The sequence below is a fragment of the Bradyrhizobium sp. PMVTL-01 genome (genome assembly GCF_051861855.1).
Taxonomy (GTDB): Bacteria; Pseudomonadota; Alphaproteobacteria; order Rhizobiales; family Xanthobacteraceae; genus Bradyrhizobium.
This window is the reverse complement of sequence record NZ_CP193982.1, coordinates 4,144,448-4,167,667: the sequence shown is the minus strand read 5'-3', so window position 1 is coordinate 4,167,667 and position 23,220 is coordinate 4,144,448. Positions and strand designations below refer to the sequence as shown.

Here is a 23,220-nt window from a genome sequence, read left to right as displayed (position 1 = left end):
TGTCACTTCGCGGGCGAGGTCTCGTCGACCCAGAGGTCTTCGACGTTCTGGTGGGTCAGCTCCGTCGCGTTCAACTGAACTCCGTGGAGCCAGGGCTGCACGGCCATGACCGCCTTGTTGTAGTTGAAGAACCAGACCGGCGCCTCTTCGTAGAGGAGCGCATTGGCCTTCCGCAGCAGCTGGCCGCGCTCGGCGACGTCGTCGGCCTGTCCGGCCTCGTCCATCAACTTGTCGAAGTCGGCGTTCTTGTAGTTCATGTAATTGCAGGCCGATTGCGGCGTCGCCGAGTGGAAGCATTTCAACGCGGCCTGGGGATCCGGTCCGGTCTGCTGGGAATAGATGAAGGCCTGATAGTCGCCGGTGCGAACCACCTCCGCCAGCACCGCTGTCTCGACCTGCTTGACCTTCGCCTTGATGCCGACCTTGTCCAGCATCGGGATCACGGCCGTGACGATCGGCAGGCCCCAGCTCTCGTTCTGGCTGGTGGTCCATTCGAATTCGAAGCCGTTGGGATAGCCCGCCTCTGTCAGCAGTTGCTTGGCCTTGGCGGGGTCGTAACCGTACGGCTTCATGGTCTTATCGTAGAGCGGCGAAGTCAGCGGCAGCCAGCTGGTGGCGCGATAGGCCTTGCCCTTGACCAGCTTGTTGATGATCAGGTCGGTATCGATCGCATAGTTGATCGCCTGCCGGACGCGCTTGTCGGCGAACGGCTTGAACGAGGTGTTCATCCCCATGTAGCGCGTGAAGACCTCGGCGACCTCGACGATGGTGCCCTTGAGGTCGGCGTCGGACTGGTAGGCGACATACTGCGCAGGTCCCAGCACCGAGGTATCGATCTCCTTGTTGCGGAAGGCGACATCGCGTGCCGCGGCCTCGCCCATGACGGACACGATGACCTTGTCGGCGTAGGGCTTGCCGGGCTTGTAGAACCGGTCCCACCGCTCCAGGACGACGCGCGATCCCGGCACGTGCTCGACGAACTTGAAGGGGCCGAGTCCGATCGGTTTCTGGATGAAGCTCTCCTTGGCGGCCTCGTCGGCGGGATAGATCGAGGTCAGTGCGGTGAAGAAATAGAAACCGGGATCGACCTTCTCGGTCAGCTTCATCTCGATGGTGAAGTCGTCGATCTTCTTCAGGCCGGAAATATCCTTGGCCTGGCCCTTCTCCACGGCGGCGGCCCCCTCGATCACGCGGACATAGCGCGCGCCGGGATAGGCCTTGGCGCCATCCATGATGCGGTTGTAGGACCAGATGACGTCGTCGGCGATCATCCTGCGGCCATTGTGGAAATAGGCGTCGTCGCGCAGCTTGAAGGTGTGAACGAGGCCCCCACCGGAGACGACGTCCTCCTTGGCGAGTTCCAGGACCGGCTTTCCTTCCGCGGAATTCCAGATGTAGAGCGAGCGGTGCAGCGCCTTGGCGTAGATCTCGTCCTGGGCGCGCTGGGTGGTATGAATGTCGAGGCTCGTGAAGCTGGAGCCGTAGGGCGCCGTCATCCGGATGGTTCCCCCCTTGCGCGGCGTCTGGGCCTCCACTGATCCGGCGAGCGCCAGTCCCAACCCGGCGACGATCGCAATCATCCTGAACATCGTGAGTCCCCCAACAAGCAGGTTTGTTCCGCAACAGATTTGATCATTCGTCGCCTGTCGAAAGCAAGCTTCCTTTTGGTGGCAATCGACGCCGGTTCCTGAGGCAGTCTTTCGACAGGACCTCGGGGGAAAGGTCAACGTGGCGGGCCGCGGTCAGTGAGGCTGGGCTCGGCTGCGGCTCAAACGGTTTCCTGCTGCCGATGCATCTCTATTGACGCGCCGGCGCCGGCCTCTCGCCTCGTCATTGCGAGCGCAGCTCTCTCCACCGTCATTGCGAGGAGCCCTTGCGACGAAGCAGTCCAGAGTGCCGCCGCCGAAAGATTCTGGATTGATTCGCTACACTCGCAATGACGGAGCCTGGAGGCACAGCTCGCGCTACGCCTTGTTTGACAGCTCCGGCATCCAGTCGCGCAGTTTTCGTGCGGCGCCTGTGACGTCAGCGATCGTCCGAAATGTCCCCGTCTCCACCATCATCGTGCGCGCCAGCCGCACGGCGCGGGCTTCGGTGATCGCCCGCTGCCTGGGGTCCTCGATCAGCTCGAAATCGATGTTGTGGGCGAGGCCGAAGATGCGGCGGATGATCTTGGCTGCGGCGAAGCCGATCGCATCAGTGAACAGGCGCTGCATGGTGGCCTGCCGCTCGGCCTCCAGCCGCGCGGCGCCCTTCTCGCCCGGAAAGAGCGAGGGCGGATAGGCGTCACCGGCCGCGCCGGCGCGCCAGAGGTCGAGGAATTTGCCGGCGAACCCGGTCCAGACCTGCTCGACCGCCTCCAGCACCCAGCCCTCGAACGCGGCCCGCTCGCCCGGCGCGCGCTCGTGGCCGGCGGAGGCGAAATAAGCCATCAGCAGATTGGCCAGTACCGCGCCGACGTCGAACCCCATCGGGCCGTAGAATGCGAATTCGGGGTCGATCACCCGCGTCTGGCCGTCCGTCACCATGATCGAGCCGGTGTGCAGGTCGCCGTGGATCATGGCCTCGGGGCTCGCCATGAACTTCAGCTTCAGCCGGGAGATGGCGACATGCAGCTCCAGATCGTCGCGCAGCTCCGCGGCCAGAGCATCGAGATACGGTGCCGTCCAGCGGTTCTGTTCGGCAATGCGGTAGGGATCGGTAAAGATCAAATCTTCGGTGATCTTGCAGAGCGCGTGGTTGCCGGCGAAAGCGGCGATGCCGTCCTTCTTCTCGGCCGCAGAGAGTGCGAGGTCGGAGGTGAAGAACAGCGTGCGCGCCATGAAGGTGGTGATGTCGTCCACGAAGCGCGGGTACTGCGTTCCCGCGACCAGGCCCCTGCGCATGATGATGTGGGGCTCGAGCAGCTCCATCACCGTCAGCGCCAGCTTTTCGTTGTGATGCATCAGGGCCGGCACGAGGCCGGGAGCGAGCTGGGCCTGCCGGGACAGCGCGAGATATTCGTAATGGGCCCGCGACAACGGCAGCGGCCAGCTCTCGCCGACGAGGCGGACGTAAGGAAGCGCCTGCTTCACCGCGATGCCGCCGTGCGCGCCCTTGACGATGAAAACGAGATTGAGATTGCCGTCACCGACCTCGGTGATCACCCAGGACGCAGGATCGCCGCCGAGCGGCGCCTTCAGGTCCGGAAGGCCCGCGAGATAGTCGCGCAAGGCCGCCTCATGCAGAATCCGATAGTCCCCTGCCCGGTCCCCGGTCATGACGATCCCACCCCTCATTTGAGCATGATCTTCGGAAGTCCGGATCATGCACTTGGCATGGGCCGGATCGTTACTCCCGCTCCAGGAAGCTCGAGCCGATCTCGGCCTTTCTTTTGATCGGATCGTAATCGCAATAGACGCTATCCGCCACCAGCGTGTAGCTGGCGACGACGTTGTATTTGTCCGGCTTGACCGAGTTCAGCCCGATCACCGAGGTGCTCTTGCCGCCGTTCCACTTGAACGGCGTCGAGCTCTTGGCCTGCTCGCAGGCCATCACCGCCTCGTTGAAGACATAGCCCTCGACGAACGCCTTCAGCGTCCGGGCCTGAACGGCGATCTTCCATTCGAGATAGCCGATGGCACTGATCCCGGCCACAATCAGCACCAGAAGCGCGACGACGATCCTCTGAAAAGTCATTGATGCCCCCGAACAATGAAACAAGCGCAAAAATCTAGGCGAGTGACGCAACGAAGCAAGCCCACGCCTCGAGACGACCGCTTCGCGGTCCCCCAGGAGGCTAACGGACATCGGAGCCCGTTGAAACTGTTGCCGCGCACTCCGCCCTCATCCTGAGGAGCCCGCAAAGCGGGCGTCTCGGAGGATGCGCCGCACGAAGAAACCTAAAACGGCATGCCCATCATTTTCGACAGGCGTTCGATCGAGAGATAGCCGGCATGGTAGGCCGCCAGGCCGACGCCGTAGATGACGGCCGAGATGATCGTGGTCCAGATCAGCTTGCGGCCCATCCGCGTCAGGATCGGCGCGCCGGGGTCGGTGCCGGGAGCACCGACGCCGTCCTCGTGCTGGCTGCGCACGCCGAACGGCAGAGTCAGGAACAGCGCGATCCACCAGATGACGAAGTAGATCGCAAGGGCGGTCGAGATCTGGATGGCCATGGGGCCTTAAGCCTGCTCGATCTCGACGAGGGCGCCGGAAAAATCCTTCGGGTGCAGGAACAGCACCGGCTTGCCATGGGCGCCGATCTTCGGCACGCCGTCGCCGAGCACCCGGGCGCCCTCCTTCACCAGCGTGTCGCGCGAGACAATGATGTCGACGACCTCGTAGCAGACATGGTGGATGCCGCCGTCGGGATTGCGCTCGATGAATTTTGCGATCGGCGATGCCTCGCCGAGCGGCTCGATGAACTCGATCTTGGTGTTGGGCAGTGTCGCGAACACGGTGGTGACGCCGTGCTCGGGCAGCGGCACGGCCTCGGAAATCTGGGCGCCGAATGCCGCGCCGTAGATCTTTGCCGCCTTGACGGCGTCCTTGGTCGCGATCGCGACGTGGTTGAGGCGACCCAGCATGCTTCTTCTCCCTCAGGGCGTGATCCGCAAGACCACGCCTCATCTACACCGTCAGGACGTGTACCAGACAGGGGGGCTTTTTGCCCCAATGTTCGTTGATGACGGCCCGGACGGCGCGTCGCACCGACTCGGCCAATGCATCCGGATCCCGCCGGCGCGCCCGCGGTAGCCCCTCGATCGTGGACATGACGGCATCGAAGACCAGGTCGTCAAAAGTCTCGCCTGCCCTGTTCTTCTCGGGGATGCCGACGAGATCGAGCTCGGGCTCGTCGGCAAGCTCGCCCTGCGCAGTCATGGCGATGGCGACGAACGCACAGCCGGAGAAGGCCATGCGGCGGCGCTCGACCACGGCACGGGACTTCGAGTCCTCCAGGATCGTGCCGTCCTTGTAGAGCCGGCCCGAGGGCACCTCGCCGACGATGCCGGGATCGCCGGGGCCGAGCTTGACGAGGTCGCCGTTGCGGCAGACCAGCACGCGCAACACGCCGACGGCGCGCGCGAGCTTCGCGTGCTCGTGCAGATGCAGAGCCTCGCCATGGACCGGGATCAGCAGCTGCGGCCTCACCCAAGAGATCAGGTCGCGCAGCTCGTCGCGGCGCGGATGGCCGGAGACGTGGACGAGCGCGTCGCGGTCGGTGATGATTTCGACGCCCTGGAGCACCAGATTGTTGATGATCGAGCCGACCGCCTTCTCGTTGCCCGGAATCGTGCGCGAGGAGAAGATGACGCTGTCGCCGCGGTTGAGCGTGATTTCAGGATGGTCGTCATTGGCAATGCGGGCCAGCGCGGCGCGCGGCTCGCCCTGGCTGCCGGTGCAGAGCGCCAGCACCTTGTCGTGCGGCAGGTGGCCGTAGACCTCGGGCGAGCGGAAGTTCTGCACGCCGTCGAGATAGCCGGTCTCGCGCGCGACCTGCACCACGCGCTCCATGGCGCGGCCGACCACGATGACCTCGCGGTCCGCCGCCCTGGCGGCGTCGGCCACGGCTTTGACGCGGGCGACGTTCGAGGCGAAGGTCGTGACCGCGACGCGACCCTTGGCCGATCTGACGAGCTCGATGATGGTCTTGGCGACCTCGGCCTCCGAGGGCGAGCGGCCGTCGCGCACGGCGTTGGTGGAATCGCCGATCAAAGCGAGCACGCCCTCCTCGCCGAGCTCGCGCAGCCGCTTCTCGTCTGTCGGTGCCCCCAGCGTCGGGGTCGGATCGATCTTCCAGTCGCCGGTGTGCAGCACGATGCCGACCTCAGTGTGGATCGCCAGCGCGTGCGCTTCGGGAATCGAATGCGCGACGGGAATGAACTCGACGTTGAACGGGCCGACATCGACCCGGCCGCCTGATGGGACCACGGTCACCGGGATCTCGGGCGCATTGCGCTCGGCGGCGCATTTGGCCTCGAACAGCGCGGCGCTGAACCTGGTCGCATAGATCGGGCATTTCAGCTTCGGCCAGAGATCGATGATGGCGCCGAAATGATCCTCATGGGCGTGCGTCAGCACGAGGCCCATCAGGTTCTTGCGTTCCTTCTCCAGGAAGCTGATGTCGGGCATGATCAGGTCGATACCGGGCAGATGCTCCTCGTCGCCGAAGGAGACGCCGAGATCGACCGCGAGCCAGGCGCGCTGCTGGCGGTTGCCGAGGCCGTAGATCGACAGGTTCATGCCGATCTCGCCGACGCCGCCGAGCGGCGCAAACACCAGTTCGTCCGGCTTTGCCATCACGCAGCTCCCACCGAGCGGACCGGGCCGAAGAACACCTCGCCCGCCGCCACAGGAACGCGCTGGCCGTCCACGGTGCGGACGATCAGGCAGCCGGTGTCATCGATGGTGTCGAAAATGCCTTCCAGTGTCGTCGTTCCCGTATGGATCGCGACTTTCTCGCCGAGGCCGGCGGCGCGCATCAGCCACAGTTTACGAATATCGGCGAAGCCGCGGCCATTGTCCCAAATGCCACGGAACTCGACCCATGCGTCCGACAGGGCCGCAAACAGCTCCTCCGCGCCGATCTGGACGCCGAGTGCGGCCAGCGACACGGCTGGCGTCGGCGTGCCCTCCGGCGCGGCGACGACGTTGGTGCCGATGCCGACGACGATGGCAAGATGATCGCCGACGGCCTCTGCCTCGAGGCCAATGCCGACGAGCTTCTTGCCGTCGGCGAGGACGTCATTCGGCCATTTCAGGGCGTAGCGGGGCCGGCCCTCGCCGAGCCGCAGCGCGGCCTCGAGGCTGACCTTCTCCAGCGCAGCCTCTTCCGCCAGCCCCGCCGCAAACCCGATGGTGGCGGCAACCGCGGGCGCGATGTCCAGGACTTCGAGGACGCTGGCGGCGAGATTGCCCTTTGGGGCGATCCAGGCGCGCTGGCGCCGGCCGCGACCGGCGGTCTGCTCTGACGTGACGAACCACATCGGGCCGCGCTCGCCGGCCCGCGCGTGCTCGATGGCGTCGGTGTTGGTCGAGCCGGTCCGCTCGAAAGCCGCGAGCTTGTAGCCCGCGGCCTGTGCGCGAGGACCGAGCGCGAACCCCATCCTAGAACAGCGACTTTGCCGCGGCCGAGGCGACGCTCACCACCGGCCCCGCGAACAGCGCGAAAAGGATGTTGAACAGGCCCGCAACCGCCAGCACCGTCTTCACCTCGACGCGAACCGGATCGACCTGGCCGGCGGGCTCGTCGAAATACATCGCCTTGACGATGGCGAGATAGTAGTACGCGCCGACGACGCTGGTCAGCACGCCGATGACGGCGAGCGTGAACAGGTTCGCCTTGATGGCGGCGACGAAGACGTACCACTTCGCGAAGAAGCCGGCGAGCGGCGGGATGCCGGCGAGCGAGAACAGCAGCATCGCGAACATGAAGGCGAGCAGCGGGTTGGTGCGCGACAGGCCGGCGAAATCGCTGATCTGCTCGACGGCCTGGCCGTTGCGCTTCATGGCGAGGATGATCGAGAACGAGCCGAGCGTCATCGCGACATAGATCACGATGTACATCAGCACGCCCTGTGCGCCCTCGACCGTGCCGGAGGCAAGGCCGACCAGGGCGAAGCCCATGTGGCCGATCGAGGAGTACGCCATCAGGCGCTTGATGTTGCTCTGGCCGATCGCGGCGAAGGAGCCGAGCGCCATCGAGGCGATCGCCACGAACACCAGGATCTGCTGCCACTGCGAGACGATGCCGGGGAATGCGGTCAGCGTGACGCGGGTGAAGACGGCGAGCGCGGCCACCTTCGGTGCCGAAGCGAAGAAGGCGGTGACCGGGGTCGGTGCGCCCTCATACACGTCAGGCGTCCACATGTGGAACGGCACGGCCGAGACCTTGAAGCAGAGACCGGCGAGCAGGAAGACCAGGCCGAAGATGAGGCCGATGTTCGAGACGGTCGCAGCCGCGGCGATGCCGGTGAAGCTGACCGTGCCGGTGAAGCCGTAAACCAGCGAAGAGCCGTAGAGCAGCATGCCCGAGGACAGCGCGCCCAGGACGAAATACTTCAGGCCGGCTTCGGTCGACTTGGCGTTGTCACGGTTTGAGGCCGCCACGACGTAGAGCGCCAGCGACATCAGTTCGAGGCCGAGATAGAGAGAGATCAGGTCGCCGGCCGAGATCAGCACCATCATGCCGAGGGTCGAGAGCAGCACCAGGATGGCGTATTCGAAGATGCGGCGCGAGGGGTCGGAGAGGAACTCGGTCGACAGCACCAGCGTCACCGCCGAGCCGATCAGGGCCAGGATCTTCATGAAGCGGGCGAAGTCGTCGACGATGAAGCTGCCGCCGAAGGTCACGGTCTTCCCCGCCGGCTGGAGATATTCGAGCACGCCGACCAGGATCAGGAGCAGCACTGCCAGGGACGTCACCGTCCTGGTCGTTCCCTGCCCGCGATAGGCACCGAGCATCAGAAGCGCCATGGCGCCGACCGCGAGCACGAGCTCGGGCAGCACCGGCGCCAGTTGATAACCTGCAGTCGAAAAGCTCATGGCGATATCCTGACCTGCCCGATCATTGGAGCAGTGCGGCGGCCTTCACGGCCGTCACGGCGGTGTTGTAATTGTTGACGAGTTGCTGGACCGAGGCGGCCGACATGTCGAGCACCGGCTTCGGCCAGACGCCGAACAGGATCGTCAGCGCGATCATCGGGAACAGCGTCACGCATTCGCGCACGGTGAGGTCCTTCATGCTCATCAGCGACGGCTTGACCAGCGCCCCGAACACGACCTTGCGGTAGAGCCACAGCGCGTAGCACGCCGAGAGGATCACGCCGAAGGTGGCGAAGAACGCGGTCGGGATCGACACCTTGAAGGTGCCGAGCAGCGTCATGAATTCGCCGACGAAGCCGCTCGTTCCGGGCAGACCGACATTGGCCATGGTGAAGACCATGAAGGTCATCGCGTAGAGCGGCATCCGGTTGACGAGGCCGCCATAGGCCGCGATCTCGCGGGTGTGCAGGCGGTCGTAGACGACGCCGACGCAGAGGAACAGCGCGCCGGAGACGATGCCGTGCGAGATCATCTGGAACATGCCGCCGGCGACGCCCTGCATGGTGCCGGCAAAGATGCCCATGGTGACGAAGCCCATATGCGCCACCGACGAGTAGGCGATCAGCTTCTTCATGTCCTCCTGCATCAACGCCACCAGCGAGGTGTAGATGATGGCGATGGCCGAGAGCGTGAAGATCAGCGGCGCGAAGTCGTGCGAGGCCAGCGGGAACATCGGCAGCGAGAAGCGCAGGAAGCCGTAGCCGCCCATTTTCAGCAGGATCGCGGCGAGGACCACCGAGCCCGCGGTCGGTGCCTCGACGTGCGCATCGGGCAGCCAGGTGTGCACCGGCCACATCGGCATCTTCACCGCGAAGGAGGCGAAGAAGGCAAGCCACGCCCAGGTCTGCAAGGACCGCGGCACCGCGGTGTGCATCAGGGTCGGAATGTCAGTGGTGCCGCCGTTCCAGTACAGCGCCATGATGGCGAGCAGCATCAGGACCGAGCCGAGCAGCGTGTAGAGGAAGAACTTGAACGAGGCGTAGACCCGGCGCGGACCGCCCCAGACGCCGATGATCAGGAACATCGGGATCAGGCCGCCTTCGAAAAACAGGTAGAACAGCACGAGATCGAGCGCCGAGAAGGTGCCGACCATCAGCGTTTCCAGGATCAGGAACGCCATCATGTATTCGCGGACGCGGTTGGTGATCGCCTTCCAGCTCGCGATGATGCAGAACGGCATCACGGCGGTGGTGAGGATCACGAGCGGCAGCGAGATGCCGTCGACACCCATGTGGTAGGTGATGCCGGTGGCGAGCCAGTTCGCCTTCTCGACGAACTGGAAGTCGGCGCTGTTGGGGTCGAAGCGCATGACCAGGATCACCGACACCGCGAAGGTGATCAGCGTGGTCCAGAGCGCGATCCAGCGCGAATTGCGCTTGGCCGCCTCGTCATCGCCGCGGCTCAGATAAACGATCAGCGCGCCGACCGCCGGCAGGAACGTCGTGACCGAGAGAATGGGCCAGGTTGTCATTTACTGGCCTCCAAAGCCGAACATGAACCAGGTGATCAGGCCGGCGGCACCGATCAGCATGGCGAATGCGTAATGATAGAGATAGCCGGTCTGGATCTTCACGACGTTGCGGGTGACGTCCAGCACGCGCGCGGAGACGCCGTCGGGCCCGAAGCCGTCGATGATGAAGCCGTCGCCCTTCTTCCAGAGCTGATAGCCGATCCACTTCGCCGGACGGACGAAGATGACGTCGTAGAGCTCGTCGAAGTACCATTTGTTGAGCAGGAACTGGTACAGCATCGGCTGCTCTTGAGCGAGCCGAACGGGGATGTAGGGCCGGCTGATGTAGAACAGGTACGAGACGAGGAAGCCCAGCACCATCATCACCGTCGGCAGGAAGGCGATGTGCTCGGGGATGTGGTGCATCTCCTCGATGATGTGCGGGTTCATCTTCACGGACTCGCGGAAGAACTCCTCGACGCCGTGGCCGGCGAACAGCTCCTTGAACGGCAGGCCCGCGACAAACGAGCCGACCGCGAGCACCCCGATCGGGATCAGGATCCAGAGCGGAGCCTCATGCGCGGCCTCATAATGATGCTCGTCATGCGGCTCGCCGTGGAAGGTCTTGAAGATCAGGCGCCAGGAGTAGAACGAGGTCAGGCCGGCGGCGATGACCGTCATCAGGAAGCCGTACACCGCGAACGGATTGTGCGAGGCGTAGGCGGACTCGATGATCGCGTCCTTGGAGAAGTAGCCGGCGGTGAGCGGGAAGCCGGTCAGCGCCAGCGTGCCGACCACCATCACCGCATAGGTGTAGGGGATCTTCTTCCAGAGGCCGCCCATGTTGCGGATGTCCTGCTCGTGGTGCATCGCGTAGATCACCGAGCCGGAGCCCAAGAACAACAGCGCCTTGAAGAAGGCGTGCGTGAACAGGTGGAACATGCCGACCGAGTAGGCCCCTGCTCCCATCGCGACGAACATGTAGCCGAGCTGCGAACAAGTCGAGTAGGCGACGATGCGCTTGATGTCGTTCTGGACGAGGCCGATGGTCGCCGCGAAGAACGCCGTGGTGGCACCGATGAACATCACCACGGCCTGGGCGGTCGGGGCGAGCTCGAACAGCGGCGACAGGCGCGCCACCATGAACACGCCCGCGGTGACCATGGTCGCGGCGTGGATCAGCGCCGACACCGGCGTCGGGCCTTCCATCGCGTCCGGCAACCAGGTGTGCAGCAGGAACTGCGCCGACTTGCCCATCGCGCCCATGAAGAGGAGCAGACAGGTCAGGGTCAGCGCGTCGGCATGCCAGCCGAGGAAGTTGATGGTCTTGCCGGTGAGGCCGGGCGCGGCATGGAAGATGGTCTCGAAATCGGTCGAGCCGGCCAGCATGAAGATCGCGAAGATGCCGAGCGCGAAGCCGAAGTCGCCGACGCGGTTGACGACGAACGCCTTGATGGCGGCCGCATTCGCCGAGGGCTTCTGGTACCAGAAGCCGATCAAGAGGTAGCTCGCCAGACCCACGCCTTCCCAGCCGAAGAACAGCTGGACCAGATTGTCCGCCGTCACCAGCATCAGCATGGCGAAGGTGAACAGGCTGAGATAGCCGAAGAAGCGCGGCCGGTACGGATCCTCGTCCATGTAGCCGATGGAATAGAGGTGCACGAGCGAGGACACGGTCGTCACCACCACCAGCATCACAGCGGTGAGCGTGTCGACGCGCAGCGCCCACCAGACCTGGAGATCGCCGGAAAAGATGAAAGGCAACAGCTGGATGCGGGCATCGTGGTGCATGAAGCCGACGTCGACCAGCGTCATCCAGGACAGCGCGGCCGAGACGAACAGCAACCCGGTGGTGATCAGCTCCGCCGCGCGCGAGCCCGCCGCGGCCGGCTCAGTTGGACCGTGACCGTGATCGTCATGGCCGTCGCCGGGCTCATGATGGGTCTCGTGGATGACGGACGCATCCTCGTTGATCTTATCGGACGCATGGGCGTGCGCGCCGTGACCATGGTCGCCGTGATGCTCGACCTCGTCACCCGAGGGGTTGCGGGCATGCGCGCCGACCAGCGAGATCAGGCCGGCCAGAATGGCGCCCAGCAGGGGCAGGAAAACGATCGCCTGAACCATTTGAGAGCTCAGCCCTTCATCAGATTGACGTCCTCAACCGCGATCGAGCCGCGGTTGCGGAAATAGACCACCAGGATGGCGAGACCGATCGCGGCTTCGGCGGCCGCGACCGTCAGCACCAGCAGCGCGAAGACCTGGCCGACGATGTCGCCGAGGAAGGTCGAGAACGCGACGAGGTTGATGTTGACCGAGAGCAGGATCAGCTCGATCGACATCAGGATGACGATGATGTTCTTGCGGTTCAGGAAGATGCCGAGGATCCCGAGCGTGAACAGGATCGCGCCGACCGCCAGGTAATGTCCGAGCCCGATCGTCATTTCACCCACTCCGCAGCATCGGCATCCTGGAGTCCCTGCCCCGGCGCCACCTTGCGCATCGCCATCGCCATCTCGGGCGTGCGCGCGTTCTGAACGTTGATGTCCTGCCGCTTCACGCTCGCCTTGTGGCGCAGCGTCAGCACGATGGCGCCGATCATGGCGACCAGCAGCACCATGCCCGCGAGCTGGAAGTAGTGGATGTACTTCGTATAGAGCACGAGGCCGAGCGCTTCGGTGTTGCTGACATTGGCCGGGATCGCCGCCGTGATCGTCTTGGCGACACCGGGGTTGATGACCCAGAAGCCGACGGTGAGCAGCAGCTCGAACATGAAGACGCCGCCGATCACGAGACCGACCGGCAGGTACTCGATGAAGCCCTCGCGCAGCTCGAGGAAGTCGACGTCGAGCATCATGATCACGAACAGGAACAGCACCGCGACCGCGCCGACATAGACGACGATCAGCATCATGCCGAGGAACTCGGCGCCCATCAGCACGAACAGGCCGGAGGCGTTGACGAAGGCCAGGATCAGGTACAGCACGGAGTGCACGGGATTGCGCGAGACAATCACCATCACGGCGGAGGCCACGCAGACGCCTGCGAAGAGATAGAAGAACAGCGCGGGAAGGATCATGCCCTCACCTCACCGGTACGGCGCGTCGAGCTCGATCGCTTTCGCGATCTCGCGTTCCCAGCGGTCGCCGTTGGCGAGCAGCTTGGCCTTGTCATAGAACAGTTCCTCGCGGGTCTCGGTCGCGAACTCGAAATTCGGACCTTCGACGATGGCGTCGACCGGACAGGCCTCCTGGCAGAGGCCGCAATAGATGCACTTCACCATGTCGATGTCGTAGCGCACGGTGCGGCGGGTGCCGTCGTTGCGGCGCGGGCCGGCCTCGATGGTGATGGCCTGCGCGGGGCAGACCGCTTCGCACAGCTTGCAGGCGATGCAGCGCTCTTCGCCGTTCGGATAGCGGCGCAGCGCATGCTCGCCGCGGAAGCGCGGCGAGATCGGGCCCTTCTCGAACGGATAGTTCAGCGTCGGCTTCGGCTGGAAGAAATAGCGCATGGCGAGGAAGAACGCCGAGACGAATTCCGACAGCAGAAGCGAGCGAGCAGTGGCGTTGATGTTGATACCCATGACGGCCCTCACTTCGGCGCGATGCCGGCGAAATGCAGCACGCCGGCCACCACGATCACCATCGCCAGCGACAGCGGCAGGAACACCTTCCAGCCGAGGCGCATCAGTTGGTCGTAGCGGTAGCGCGGCACGATCGCCTTTGCCATCGCGAACAGGAAGAACATGAAGAACAGTTTCAGCGCGAACCAGATGATCCCGGGCACCCAGTTGAAGGGCGGCAGATCCACCGGCGGCAACCAGCCACCGAGGAACAGGATCGTGGCCAGCGCGCACATCGTAACGATGGCGACGTATTCGCCGAGCATGAACAAGAGGTACGGCGTCGAGCCGTATTCGACCATGAAGCCTGCGACGAGCTCGGATTCCGCTTCGACGAGGTCGAAGGGCGGACGGTTGGTTTCCGCCAGCGCCGAGACGTAGAACACCACGAACATCGGGAACAGCGGCCAGACATACCAGTTCAGGATGGTGAGCTGCGGCAGCCCGATCAGGCTGGCGAGACCGCGTGCGTGCTGGGCCTCGACCACGGCCGAAAGGTTCAGCGTGCCGGCGCAGAGCAGCACCGTGATGATGACGAAGCCGATCGAGACTTCGTACGACACCATTTGCGCCGCCGAGCGCAGCGCGGCCAGGAACGGGTATTTCGAGTTGGACGACCAGCCGGCCATGATGATGCCGTAGATCGACAGCGACGAGATCGCGAAGATGAAGAGGACGCCGACATTGATGTCGGAGATCACCCAGCCGAGATTGGTCGGGATCACCGCCCAGGCGGCGAGCGCAAGCACGCAGGACACCAGCGGCGCCAGCAGGAACACGCCCTTGTTGGCGCCGGCCGGGATGATCGGCTCCTTCAGCACGAACTTCAGCAGGTCCGCGAAGGATTGCAGCAGGCCCCAGGGGCCGACCACGTTCGGGCCGCGGCGGATCTGCACCGCCGCCCAGATCTTGCGGTCGGCGAGCAGGATGTAGGCGATCGCCACGAGCAGGACGACGAGCACCAGGACGCTCTCGGCGACCATGATGATCAGCGGCCAGAGGAACCCGGTCCAGAATGCGCTTTCGAAGAATTCCATCAGATCACGCTCACTCCGCTGCGGTCAGCATCTGCCCGGAGGCAAGCCGCGAGCATTCCGCCATCACGGCGGACGCACGCGCGATTGGGTTGGTCAAATAAAAGTCCTCGACCAGCGGCTTGAACGGCGCCTTCTCGGGCGAGCCGCCCTTCCCCGCCAGCTTCTTGACCTGGTCGGCGGAGCCGGCCTCGATCTGGTCGAGACGGATCAGATGCGGCACGGCCTTGAAGATCGCCTGGCGCAGCGCGGGAAGCGAGTCATAGCCGAGCTTCTTGCCGAGCGCTTCCGACAGCGCACGAATGATCGCCCAGTCCTCGCGGGCCTCGCCCGGCGGAAACGCGGCACGACCCGTCATCTGCACGCGGCCTTCGGTGTTGACGTAGATCGCGGACTTCTCGGTGTAGGCGGCGGCCGGCAGGATGACGTCGGCGCGATGCGCGCCGCGGTCGCCATGGGTGCCGATATAGACGACGAAGGTGCCGTCCGGCGCCTTGATCTCGTCGGCACCGAGCAGGAACAGCAGGTCCAGCGTGCCGAACGTCGTCATCTGCGCAGCGTTCAGGCCGCCTGCGGTCGCGGCGAAGCCGATGTCGAGCGCACCGACGCGCGAGGCGGTCTCGTGCAGCACGCCAAACCCGTTCCAGCCGTCCTTCACCGCGCCGACGTCGAGCGCGAGCTTGGCGGCGGCGGCGAGGATGCCGGCGCCGTCGTGACGGGCGGCCGCGCCGGCGCCGACCAGGATGATCGGGTGCTTGGCGTTCTTCAGCACGTCCATGAAGGAGTGCTTGCCGGCGGCGAGCTCATTGAGCGTCTCGGTGCCCGCGCCGAGATGATCGTAATGATAGGTCAGATCGGCCTTGGCGCCGATCACGCCGACCTTGAAGCCGCCGGCGCGCCAGCGCTTGCGGATGCGGGCGTTGAACACGGCCGCTTCCTTGCGCGGATTGGCACCGATGATGAGCAGCGCATCGGCCTGCTCGACGCCGACCAGGGTCGGATTGAAGATGTAGGAGCCGCGGCCGAGCGCGGGATCGAAGGCGTCGCCGCCCTGCACCGCCAGATTGCTCGAGCCGTATTTGGCGAGCAGGTCCTTCAGCGCGAACATCTCCTCGACACCCGCGAGGTCGCCGGCAATCGCGCCGATGCGCTTGCCGTCGGTGCGCGCCGCCTTGGAGGCGATCGCGGCGAAGGCCTCGGGCCAGGTCGCCGCGCGCAGCTTGCCGGCCTCACGGATGTAGGGTCGGTCGAGACGCTGGGTGCGCAGCCCGTCGACGATGTGGCGGGTCTTGTCGGAGATCCACTCCTCGTTCACGGCCTCGTTGATGCGCGGCAGAATCCGCATCACCTCGCGGCCGCGGGTGTCGACGCGGATCGCCGATCCCAGGCCGTCCATCACGTCGATCGACTGGGTCTTGCCGAGTTCCCAGGGACGCGCCGCGAACGCGTAGGGCTTCGAGGTCAGCGCGCCGACCGGGCAGATGTCGACGAGATTGCCCTGCAGTTCCGACGTCAGCGCGTGCTCGAGATAGGTCGTGATCTCCATGTCCTCGCCGCGGCCGGTGGCTCCCATCTCGGGCGCGCCGGCGACCTCCGCCGAGAAGCGGACGCAGCGCGTGCACTGGATGCAGCGGTTCATCGAGGTCTTGACCAGCGCGCCGAGGTACTTGTCCTCGACCGCGCGCTTGTTCTCGGCGAAGCGGCTGGTGTCGACACCATAGCCCATCGCCTGGTCCTGAAGATCGCACTCGCCGCCCTGGTCGCAGATCGGGCAGTCCAAGGGATGGTTGATGAGCAGGAATTCCATCACGCCTTCGCGCGCCTTCTTCACCATCGGCGAACGCGTCGAAATCTCCGGCGGCTCGCCCTTGGGGCCCGGACGGCAGTCGCGCACGCCCCAGGCGCAGCTGGCGACCGGCTTCGGGCCGCCCTTCACCTCGACGAGGCACATCCGGCAATTGCCGGCGATCGACAGCCGCTCGTGATAGCAGAAGCGCGGAATCTCGGCGCCGGCCGCCTCGCACGCCTGAAGCAGCGTGTACTCCGGCGGGACATCGATCTCTTTGCCGTCGATGATGAGCTTGGTCATGTCTCTTACTCCGCCGCGACCATGTTCACGGGATCGCGGACGCCGGCATCGTCGATGTCGGCCTTGTGCGAATACTGGTCGATGCGCGCTTCGATCTCGTGACGGAAATGCGCGATCAGGCCCTGGATCGGCCAGGCCGCCGCGTCGCCGAGCGCGCAGATGGTGTGGCCTTCGACCTGCTTGGTCACCTCGAGCAGCATGTCGATCTCGCGCTTGTGGGCGCGGCCTTCGGCCATGCGGGTGAGCACGCGCCACATCCAGCCCGTGCCCTCGCGGCACGGCGTGCACTGGCCGCAGCTCTCGTGCTTGTAGAAATAGGAGATGCGGGCGATGGCGCGGATCAGGTCGGTCGACTTGTCCATCACGATCACGGCCGCGGTGCCGAGGCCCGAGCGCAGCTTGCTCAGGCTGTCGAAATCCATCGGCGTGTCGATGATCTGCTCGGCCGGCACCATGCGCACCGACGAGCCGCCGGGGATCACAGCCTTGAGGTTGTCCCAGCCGCCGCGGATGCCGCCGCAATGCTTTTCGATCAGCTCACGGAACGGAATGCCCATGGCCTCTTCGACGTTGCAGGGCCGCTCGACATGGCCGGAGATGCAGAAGAGCTTGGTGCCGACATTGTTCGGACGGCCGATGCCGGCGAACCACGCTGCGCCACGGCGCAGGATGTCGGGCGCAACCGCAATCGACTCCACGTTGTTGACGGTGGTCGGGCAGCCGAACAGGCCGACGTTCGCCGGGAACGGCGGCTTCAGCCGCGGCTGGCCCTTCTTGCCTTCGAGGCTTTCGAGCAGCGCGGTCTCCTCGCCGCAGATATAGGCGCCGGCGCCGTGGGCGACGTAGAGGTCGAACGGCCAGCCGTTGACATTGTCCTTGCCGATCAGCTTGGCCTCGTAGGCCTGGTCGATCGCGGCCTGGAGACGCTCGCGCTCGCGGATGAACTCGCCGCGGACATAGATGTAGCAGGCATGCGCATTCATCGCGAAGCTCGCGATCAGGCACCCCTCGACCAGGAGATGCGGATCGTGCCGCATGATCTCGCGGTCCTTGCAGGTGCCGGGCTCCGACTCGTCGGCGTTGACGACGAGATAGCTCGGCCGGCCGTCGGTCGATTCCTTCGGCATGAAGGACCACTTCAGACCGGTCGGGAAGCCGGCCCCGCCGCGGCCGCGCAGGCCCGACGCCTTCATCTCGTTGATGATCCAATCGCGGCCCTTGTCGATGATGGTCTTCGTACCATCCCAGGCGCCACGGCGCCGCGCACCCTCGAGCCCCCAGTCGTGGAGGCCGTAGAGGTTCTTGAAGATGCGGTCCTTGTCCTCGAGCATATCAGTGCTTTCCGATCAACGATTGGACTGCTTGTAGGCAAGTCCGGCGGCGCAGACGGCGAAGGTCAGCGCCCAGAGCAGACTGGATTCCAGCGACGCGTTCAGGCTGAAGCGTTGCAGGAGAAAGATGAAGGCAGCCGCCACGGCGGCATGCATCGCGATGAAGCCCCACTTCTTCACGGCACCGCTCCGCTGCACCGAAGGCTGCGAGAGACCACGCATCAGGTGATCTCCTTCAGCGTGCTCGGCCCGGTGATCGGCGCCGAGAACTGGCGGCCGTTCTGCGGGCCGGGCTTCGGCGGATTGCCGGAGGCAAAGCCGTCGAGCACCTTGCCGAAGCTTTCCTTGGTCAGGTCCTCATAGGTGTCCTTGCCGATCAGCACCATCGGCGCGTTCACGCAGGCCCCGAGGCACTCGACCTCCTCCCAGCTGAAATTGCCGTCCTTCGAGAGATGGAAGGGCTCGTGATGGATGCGGTGCTCGCAGACGTGGATCAGATCCTCGGCGCCGCGCAGGCGGCACGGCGTGGTGCCGCAGACCTGGACGTGGGCCTTCTTGCCGACGGGCGCGAGCTGGAACATCGTGTAGAAGGTCGCGACCTCCAGCACGCGGATATAGGGCATGTCAAGCATGTCGGCGATGACGCGGATCGCGGCTTCCGATACCCAGCCCTCGTTCTGCTCCTGCGCCCGCCAGAGGATGGCGATGACCGCGGAAGCCTGCCGGCCGGCCGGATATTTCGCGATCTGCTGCCTCGCGAATGCGAGGTTCTCCTCCGTGAACGCAAAGCTCGCGGGCTGGACTTCCTTCGGTGCTAATCGGCGAACGGACATCTCTTGATCTCTCACTGCATGCGGCGCGCGGTCTTGGCGTTCAGAGTCTTGGCGTTCAGGGTCTTGGCATTCAGGGCATCGATCCTGTCCTGCCAGAACGCGCTTGCGGTGCCGAAAACGTTGTAGCCGACGTGGGTCGAGACCTTGATGCGATCGAGGATCGACAGCTCGGTCACGGTCTCCATCCGGTTGCTGCGCGGATCGAACACGATCAGCTTCAGCGGAGTCTGCTCGAGGATGTAGCGCGACACCGCGTGGCTGCGGTCGCTGCCGTGCTCCTCGCACATGATGACGCTGTCGGCCTGGAGCAGCCGAGCGCCCCCCTTGATCGCCTCGATCTCGACGCCCTCGACATCGAGCTTGACCAGGTACTTGCCGCTGGCAGCGATCTTGCCATCGTCGATCAGGTTGTCCAGCGCCAGGACCGGCACCTCTTCCCCACCGGCCGATGCGTCGCCGGCGATGCTGAAGGCCTCGTGCTTGGTGCCTGACAGCCGCGCGGTGCCGCGAGCGGCGCCGATGGCGCACTTCATGGTCTCGAAGCGGCTGCCGTTCACGCGGGCGTTGTTGGCGAGCTTCGGATAGTTCTGGCCCGACGGCTCGATCGCGATCGCCCTGTGCGAGCCGAACGGCTTGCTCGACACCAGCACCGACCAGTAGCCGTAGTTGGCGCCGCAATCGAGCAGCGTGTAGTCGACGTCGATGGAGTCGGCGAACAGCAGCTCGAGCTCGTCCTCATAGTTGTAGGAGCGGTTGAGCAGCTTGCTCCAGTAGCCGTCGCCGTAGGGGAATTCGAACACGGCGTCGGGGTTGAGCTTGATCGCGATGTTGCGCCTGGGCAGCGTCTTCGCCAGCAGATTGGCGCAGGCGATGTAGCCCATGTGCGAGAAGTGCGAGGAGATCTTCGAGCCCGTCACCAGCGCCAAGGCAGCCGTCCGCTCCCACAGGTTGGCCCCTTCAAGGGCCCCCGAGGCGCGGTCAAACTGGATTGGCGCCTGCGCCGTCACCGATCGACCTCTCCGAACACGATGTCGAGCGAGCCCAGGATCGCCGAGACGTCGGCGAGCAGATGGCCACGGCAGATGTGGTCCATGGCCTGCAGATGGGCAAAGCCCGGCGCGCGGATCTTGCACTTGTACGGCTTGTTGGTGCCGTCGGAGACGAGATAGACGCCGAACTCGCCCTTGGGCGCCTCGACCGCGGCATAGACCTCGCCGGCCGGCACGTGAACGCCTTCGGTGTAGAGCTTGAAGTGGTGGATCAGCGCTTCCATCGAGCGCTTCATCTCGCCGCGGCGCGGCGGGGCGACCTTGTTGTCGGCGACGACGACAGGGCCCTTGCCGTCGGGCGCGTTCAGCTTCTGGATGCACTGCTTCATGATGCGCACGGCCTGGCGCATCTCTTCCATGCGGATCAGGTAGCGGTCGTAGCAGTCGCCGTTCTTGCCGATCGGGATGTCGAAATCCATCTCGGCGTAGCACTCATAGGGCTGCGACTTGCGCAGGTCCCAGGCCGCGCCCGAGCCGCGCACCATCACTCCCGAGAAACCCCACTCCCAGGCTTCCTTCAGCGGCACCACGCCGATGTCGACGTTGCGCTGCTTGAAGATGCGGTTGGCGGTGAGCAGGCGATCGAGGTCGTCCACGACCTTCAGGAACGGATCGCACCAGGCCTCGATGTCGTCGATCAGCTTCTGCGGGAGATCCTGATGCACGCCGCCGACGCGGAAGAAGGCCGCATGCATGCGGCTGCCCGAGGCGCGCTCGTAGAACACCATCAGCTTCTCGCGCTCTTCGAAGCCCCACAGCGGCGGGGTCAGCGCGCCGACGTCCATCGCCTGCGTGGTGACGTTGAGCAGATGCGACAGGATGCGGCCGATCTCGCAATAGAGCACACGGATGAGCTGGCCACGGCGCGGCACCTCGATGCCGAGCAGCTTTTCGGCCGCTAAGCAGAAGGCGTGCTCCTGGTTCATCGGCGCGACGTAATCGAGGCGGTCGAAGTAAGGGATCGCCTGCAGATAGGTCTTCTGCTCGATCAGTTTCTCGGTGCCGCGGTGAAGCAGGCCGATATGGGGGTCGACGCGGGCGACGACCTCGCCGTCAAGCTCCAGCACCAGACGCAACACGCCGTGCGCAGCCGGATGCTGCGGGCCAAAATTGATCGTAAAGTTGCGGAGATTTTCAGGTTGCTCGTTCATGATCAGACCTTCGGCCCCGCCTTCTCGTCACCGGGAAGCGGATAGTCCGCCCCTTCCCACGGCGAGAGGAAATCGAACTTGCGGAATTCCTGGTTGAGCCTGACAGGCTCGTACACCACGCGCTTCTCCTGGTCGTCGTAGCGGACCTCGACGAAGCCGGTGAGCGGAAAATCCTTGCGCAGCGGATGGCCCTCGAAACCGTAATCGGTGAGGATGCGGCGCATGTCGGGATGGCCGACGAAGAACACGCCGTAGAGATCGTAGGCCTCGCGCTCGAACCAGTCGGCGCCGGGGAACACGTCGATCAGCGACGGGATCTGCGTGGTCTCGTCGGCGGCGACCCGCAGGCGGATCCGCGCGTTCAGGGTCGGTGACAGGAAGTGATAGATCACATCGAAGCGCATCTCGCGCGAGGGATAGTCGACCGCGGTCACGTCGGTGATGTTGACGAAACGGCAGTTCGGATCGTCGCGGAGGTACTTGACCACCTCGACGATCTTGCCGGCCTCGACATCAACCGTGAGCTGGTTGAAGGCCACCGTGTGACCGATGGCGGCGCCCGGAAGCGCGCTAACGATCGTTTGCCCAAGGGCGTCGAGCTTGCCGTCGTCCATGACGTAAAACCTTAGCGTTCGATGGTGCCGGTGCGCCGGATCTTCTTCTGCAGCAGCAGCACGCCGTAGAGCAGCGCTTCCGCCGTGGGCGGGCAGCCCGGCACGTAGATGTCGATCGGCACGATGCGGTCGCAGCCGCGCACGACCGAGTAGGAATAGTGATAGTAGCCGCCGCCATTGGCGCAGGAGCCCATCGAGATGACGTAGCGCGGCTCCGGCATCTGGTCGTAGACCTTGCGCAGCGCGGGCGCCATCTTGTTGGTCAAGGTCCCTGCGACGATCATCACATCGGACTGGCGCGGCGAGGCACGCGGGGCGAAGCCGAAGCGCTCGACGTCGTAGCGCGGCATCGACACCTGCATCATCTCGACGGCGCAGCAGGCGAGACCGAAGGTCATCCACATCAGCGAGCCGGTGCGCGCCCAGGTGATGAGGTCGTCGGTCGCGGCCACGAAGAAGCCCTTGTCGGACAGTTCGGAATTGACCTCGAGGAAGAACGGATCATTGGCCCCGACCGGCTTGCCGGTCGACGGATCCAGAATGCCCTTGGGGGCCGGCGCGACGACCGGACCGGCGGACGGTGCAGGATTCAATCCCATTCCAGTGCCCCTTTCTTCCATTCATAGGCGAACCCCACCGTCAGCACGGCGAGGAACACCACCATGGACCAGAAGCCGGTGGCGCCAAGCTTGCCGAACGCCACCGCCCAGGGAAACAGGAACGCCACCTCGAGGTCGAAGATGATGAAGAGGATGGCGACCAGATAGAAGCGGACGTCGAACTTCATTCGCGCGTCGTCGAAGGCGTTGAAACCGCACTCATACGCCGACAGCTTTTCCGGGTCCGGCTGCTGGAACGCCACGATGAACGGCGCGATCAGCAGCACGAGGCCGATGAGGCCCGCCACCCCTATAAAGACGACGAGTGGAAGATAGTTCTGCAGAATGCCGCTCATTGGCGAGCCCTTGTTTCCCGCGACGTCGGGGGAGCCGCGGATTCGTCCCGATTTGGAATTATTCTGAGCCTTAGCGCAGTGCACCAATAGGTGCAAGACACGCTCTTTTCAGGCCCTTTGCCGCCCCCGGAACGGTGGAAATCCCGGAATCAACCCGCGGCTGGTATGGAGCAGATCGACCGCCCCAGCAAGGGCGATCCCGATCAGTGCTGCGCGCTTGGCCGGTAGGTCCGTCGTTCGGGAAGCTTACTCTATTTAGGCCGCGGAGCGGCGAAATCCAAATTACAAGGAGGATAGTGCCCCTTGTCATACCGGCGACTGGTGAGTGCGGCCCGATCGCCGCGACGGCGGATTAGGACAGCCATTGCGCCTGTGCCCAGGCGCCGCTGGTCAGACTAGCCATGCATCCCGACGGGTCCGGGCCCCGTCCGGCGAATGCGTCGCTCCGGCACCCACCTCCGGGTCGATCGCGAGCGCGGCGTCGGCGACTTGCTGGGCCGTCGCAC

The 23,220-nt window shown here is 64.8% G+C and carries 23 protein-coding genes; all 23 read right to left on the bottom strand.

Annotation, left to right across the window (positions count from 1 at the left end):
• Positions 1-2: 2 nt before the first annotated feature.
• Complete coding sequence (locus ACRQ5Q_RS20095; RefSeq protein WP_439399611.1) at positions 3-1,589, bottom strand: ABC transporter substrate-binding protein; 1,587 nt, start codon at positions 1,587-1,589, stop codon at positions 3-5.
• Positions 1,590-1,964: 375 nt separating this feature from the next.
• Positions 1,965-3,260 carry an S-methyl-5-thioribose kinase gene (mtnK, locus tag ACRQ5Q_RS20090; protein WP_439399609.1) on the bottom strand — a complete coding sequence of 432 codons (1,296 nt, stop codon included), beginning with the start codon at positions 3,258-3,260 and terminating at the stop codon, positions 1,965-1,967.
• Between the two features lie 70 nt (positions 3,261-3,330).
• Positions 3,331-3,678 (bottom strand): hypothetical protein, encoded by a 348-nt coding sequence (locus ACRQ5Q_RS20085; RefSeq protein WP_439368425.1) that lies wholly within the window; start codon positions 3,676-3,678, stop codon positions 3,331-3,333.
• 203 nt (positions 3,679-3,881) lie between these two features.
• On the bottom strand, positions 3,882-4,157 hold the full coding sequence (locus tag ACRQ5Q_RS20080; protein WP_439368426.1) for a DUF1467 family protein: 276 nt from the start codon (positions 4,155-4,157) through the stop codon (positions 3,882-3,884).
• A gap of 6 nt (positions 4,158-4,163) precedes the next feature.
• The gene (mce, locus tag ACRQ5Q_RS20075; RefSeq protein WP_439368427.1) at positions 4,164-4,568 is read right to left on the bottom strand and encodes a methylmalonyl-CoA epimerase; all 405 of its coding nucleotides are present in this window, start codon (positions 4,566-4,568) and stop codon (positions 4,164-4,166) included.
• A 43-nt stretch (positions 4,569-4,611) separates the two neighbouring features.
• Complete coding sequence (locus tag ACRQ5Q_RS20070) at positions 4,612-6,282, bottom strand: ribonuclease J (protein WP_439399607.1); 1,671 nt, start codon at positions 6,280-6,282, stop codon at positions 4,612-4,614.
• Complete coding sequence (locus ACRQ5Q_RS20065; protein ID WP_439399605.1) at positions 6,282-7,088, bottom strand: biotin--[acetyl-CoA-carboxylase] ligase; 807 nt, start codon at positions 7,086-7,088, stop codon at positions 6,282-6,284. The genes ACRQ5Q_RS20070 and ACRQ5Q_RS20065 overlap by 1 nt, the downstream gene beginning before the upstream one ends.
• 1 nt (position 7,089) lies before the next feature.
• Positions 7,090-8,526 (bottom strand): NADH-quinone oxidoreductase subunit NuoN, encoded by a 1,437-nt coding sequence (nuoN, locus tag ACRQ5Q_RS20060; protein ID WP_439399603.1) that lies wholly within the window; start codon positions 8,524-8,526, stop codon positions 7,090-7,092.
• A 22-nt stretch (positions 8,527-8,548) separates the two neighbouring features.
• A complete protein-coding gene (locus tag ACRQ5Q_RS20055; protein ID WP_439368431.1) occupies positions 8,549-10,057 on the bottom strand; it encodes an NADH-quinone oxidoreductase subunit M in 1,509 nt (502 codons plus the stop codon).
• Entirely contained in the window at positions 10,058-12,163 is a 2,106-nt protein-coding gene (nuoL, locus tag ACRQ5Q_RS20050; protein WP_439399601.1) for an NADH-quinone oxidoreductase subunit L, read from the bottom strand.
• A gap of 8 nt (positions 12,164-12,171) precedes the next feature.
• Positions 12,172-12,480 (bottom strand): NADH-quinone oxidoreductase subunit NuoK, encoded by a 309-nt coding sequence (nuoK, locus tag ACRQ5Q_RS20045; protein ID WP_008547737.1) that lies wholly within the window; start codon positions 12,478-12,480, stop codon positions 12,172-12,174.
• Positions 12,477-13,115: an NADH-quinone oxidoreductase subunit J gene (locus ACRQ5Q_RS20040; protein WP_439368433.1), complete on the bottom strand. Its 639-nt coding sequence runs from the start codon at positions 13,113-13,115 to the stop codon at positions 12,477-12,479. The genes nuoK and ACRQ5Q_RS20040 overlap by 4 nt, the downstream gene beginning before the upstream one ends.
• A gap of 9 nt (positions 13,116-13,124) precedes the next feature.
• A complete protein-coding gene (gene nuoI / locus ACRQ5Q_RS20035) occupies positions 13,125-13,613 on the bottom strand; it encodes an NADH-quinone oxidoreductase subunit NuoI (RefSeq protein ID WP_026232873.1) in 489 nt (162 codons plus the stop codon).
• 14 nt (positions 13,614-13,627) lie between these two features.
• Entirely contained in the window at positions 13,628-14,695 is a 1,068-nt protein-coding gene (nuoH, locus tag ACRQ5Q_RS20030; protein WP_018642373.1) for an NADH-quinone oxidoreductase subunit NuoH, read from the bottom strand.
• A gap of 10 nt (positions 14,696-14,705) precedes the next feature.
• Positions 14,706-16,781, bottom strand: coding sequence for an NADH-quinone oxidoreductase subunit NuoG (gene nuoG, locus ACRQ5Q_RS20025; RefSeq protein ID WP_439399599.1), 2,076 nt, complete (start codon positions 16,779-16,781; stop codon positions 14,706-14,708).
• A 5-nt stretch (positions 16,782-16,786) separates the two neighbouring features.
• On the bottom strand, positions 16,787-18,112 hold the full coding sequence (gene nuoF / locus ACRQ5Q_RS20020) for an NADH-quinone oxidoreductase subunit NuoF (RefSeq protein WP_439368435.1): 1,326 nt from the start codon (positions 18,110-18,112) through the stop codon (positions 16,787-16,789).
• Between the two features lie 15 nt (positions 18,113-18,127).
• Positions 18,128-18,334: a hypothetical protein gene (locus ACRQ5Q_RS20015; protein WP_439399597.1), complete on the bottom strand. Its 207-nt coding sequence runs from the start codon at positions 18,332-18,334 to the stop codon at positions 18,128-18,130.
• Positions 18,334-18,945 (bottom strand): NADH-quinone oxidoreductase subunit NuoE, encoded by a 612-nt coding sequence (gene nuoE, locus ACRQ5Q_RS20010; protein ID WP_439399595.1) that lies wholly within the window; start codon positions 18,943-18,945, stop codon positions 18,334-18,336. Before nuoE ends, ACRQ5Q_RS20015 begins: the two co-directional genes overlap by 1 nt.
• An 11-nt stretch (positions 18,946-18,956) precedes the next feature.
• Positions 18,957-19,952, bottom strand: coding sequence for an FkbM family methyltransferase (locus ACRQ5Q_RS20005; RefSeq protein WP_439399593.1), 996 nt, complete (start codon positions 19,950-19,952; stop codon positions 18,957-18,959).
• Positions 19,949-21,145 (bottom strand): NADH-quinone oxidoreductase subunit D, encoded by a 1,197-nt coding sequence (locus ACRQ5Q_RS20000; RefSeq protein WP_439368440.1) that lies wholly within the window; start codon positions 21,143-21,145, stop codon positions 19,949-19,951. Before ACRQ5Q_RS20000 ends, ACRQ5Q_RS20005 begins: the two co-directional genes overlap by 4 nt.
• A gap of 2 nt (positions 21,146-21,147) precedes the next feature.
• A complete protein-coding gene (locus ACRQ5Q_RS19995; protein WP_439368441.1) occupies positions 21,148-21,759 on the bottom strand; it encodes an NADH-quinone oxidoreductase subunit C in 612 nt (203 codons plus the stop codon).
• A gap of 11 nt (positions 21,760-21,770) precedes the next feature.
• Positions 21,771-22,352: a NuoB/complex I 20 kDa subunit family protein gene (locus tag ACRQ5Q_RS19990; RefSeq protein WP_371740171.1), complete on the bottom strand. Its 582-nt coding sequence runs from the start codon at positions 22,350-22,352 to the stop codon at positions 21,771-21,773.
• The gene (locus ACRQ5Q_RS19985) at positions 22,349-22,714 is read right to left on the bottom strand and encodes an NADH-quinone oxidoreductase subunit A (RefSeq protein ID WP_008136158.1); all 366 of its coding nucleotides are present in this window, start codon (positions 22,712-22,714) and stop codon (positions 22,349-22,351) included. The genes ACRQ5Q_RS19990 and ACRQ5Q_RS19985 overlap by 4 nt, the downstream gene beginning before the upstream one ends.
• Positions 22,715-23,220: the final 506 nt, after the last annotated feature.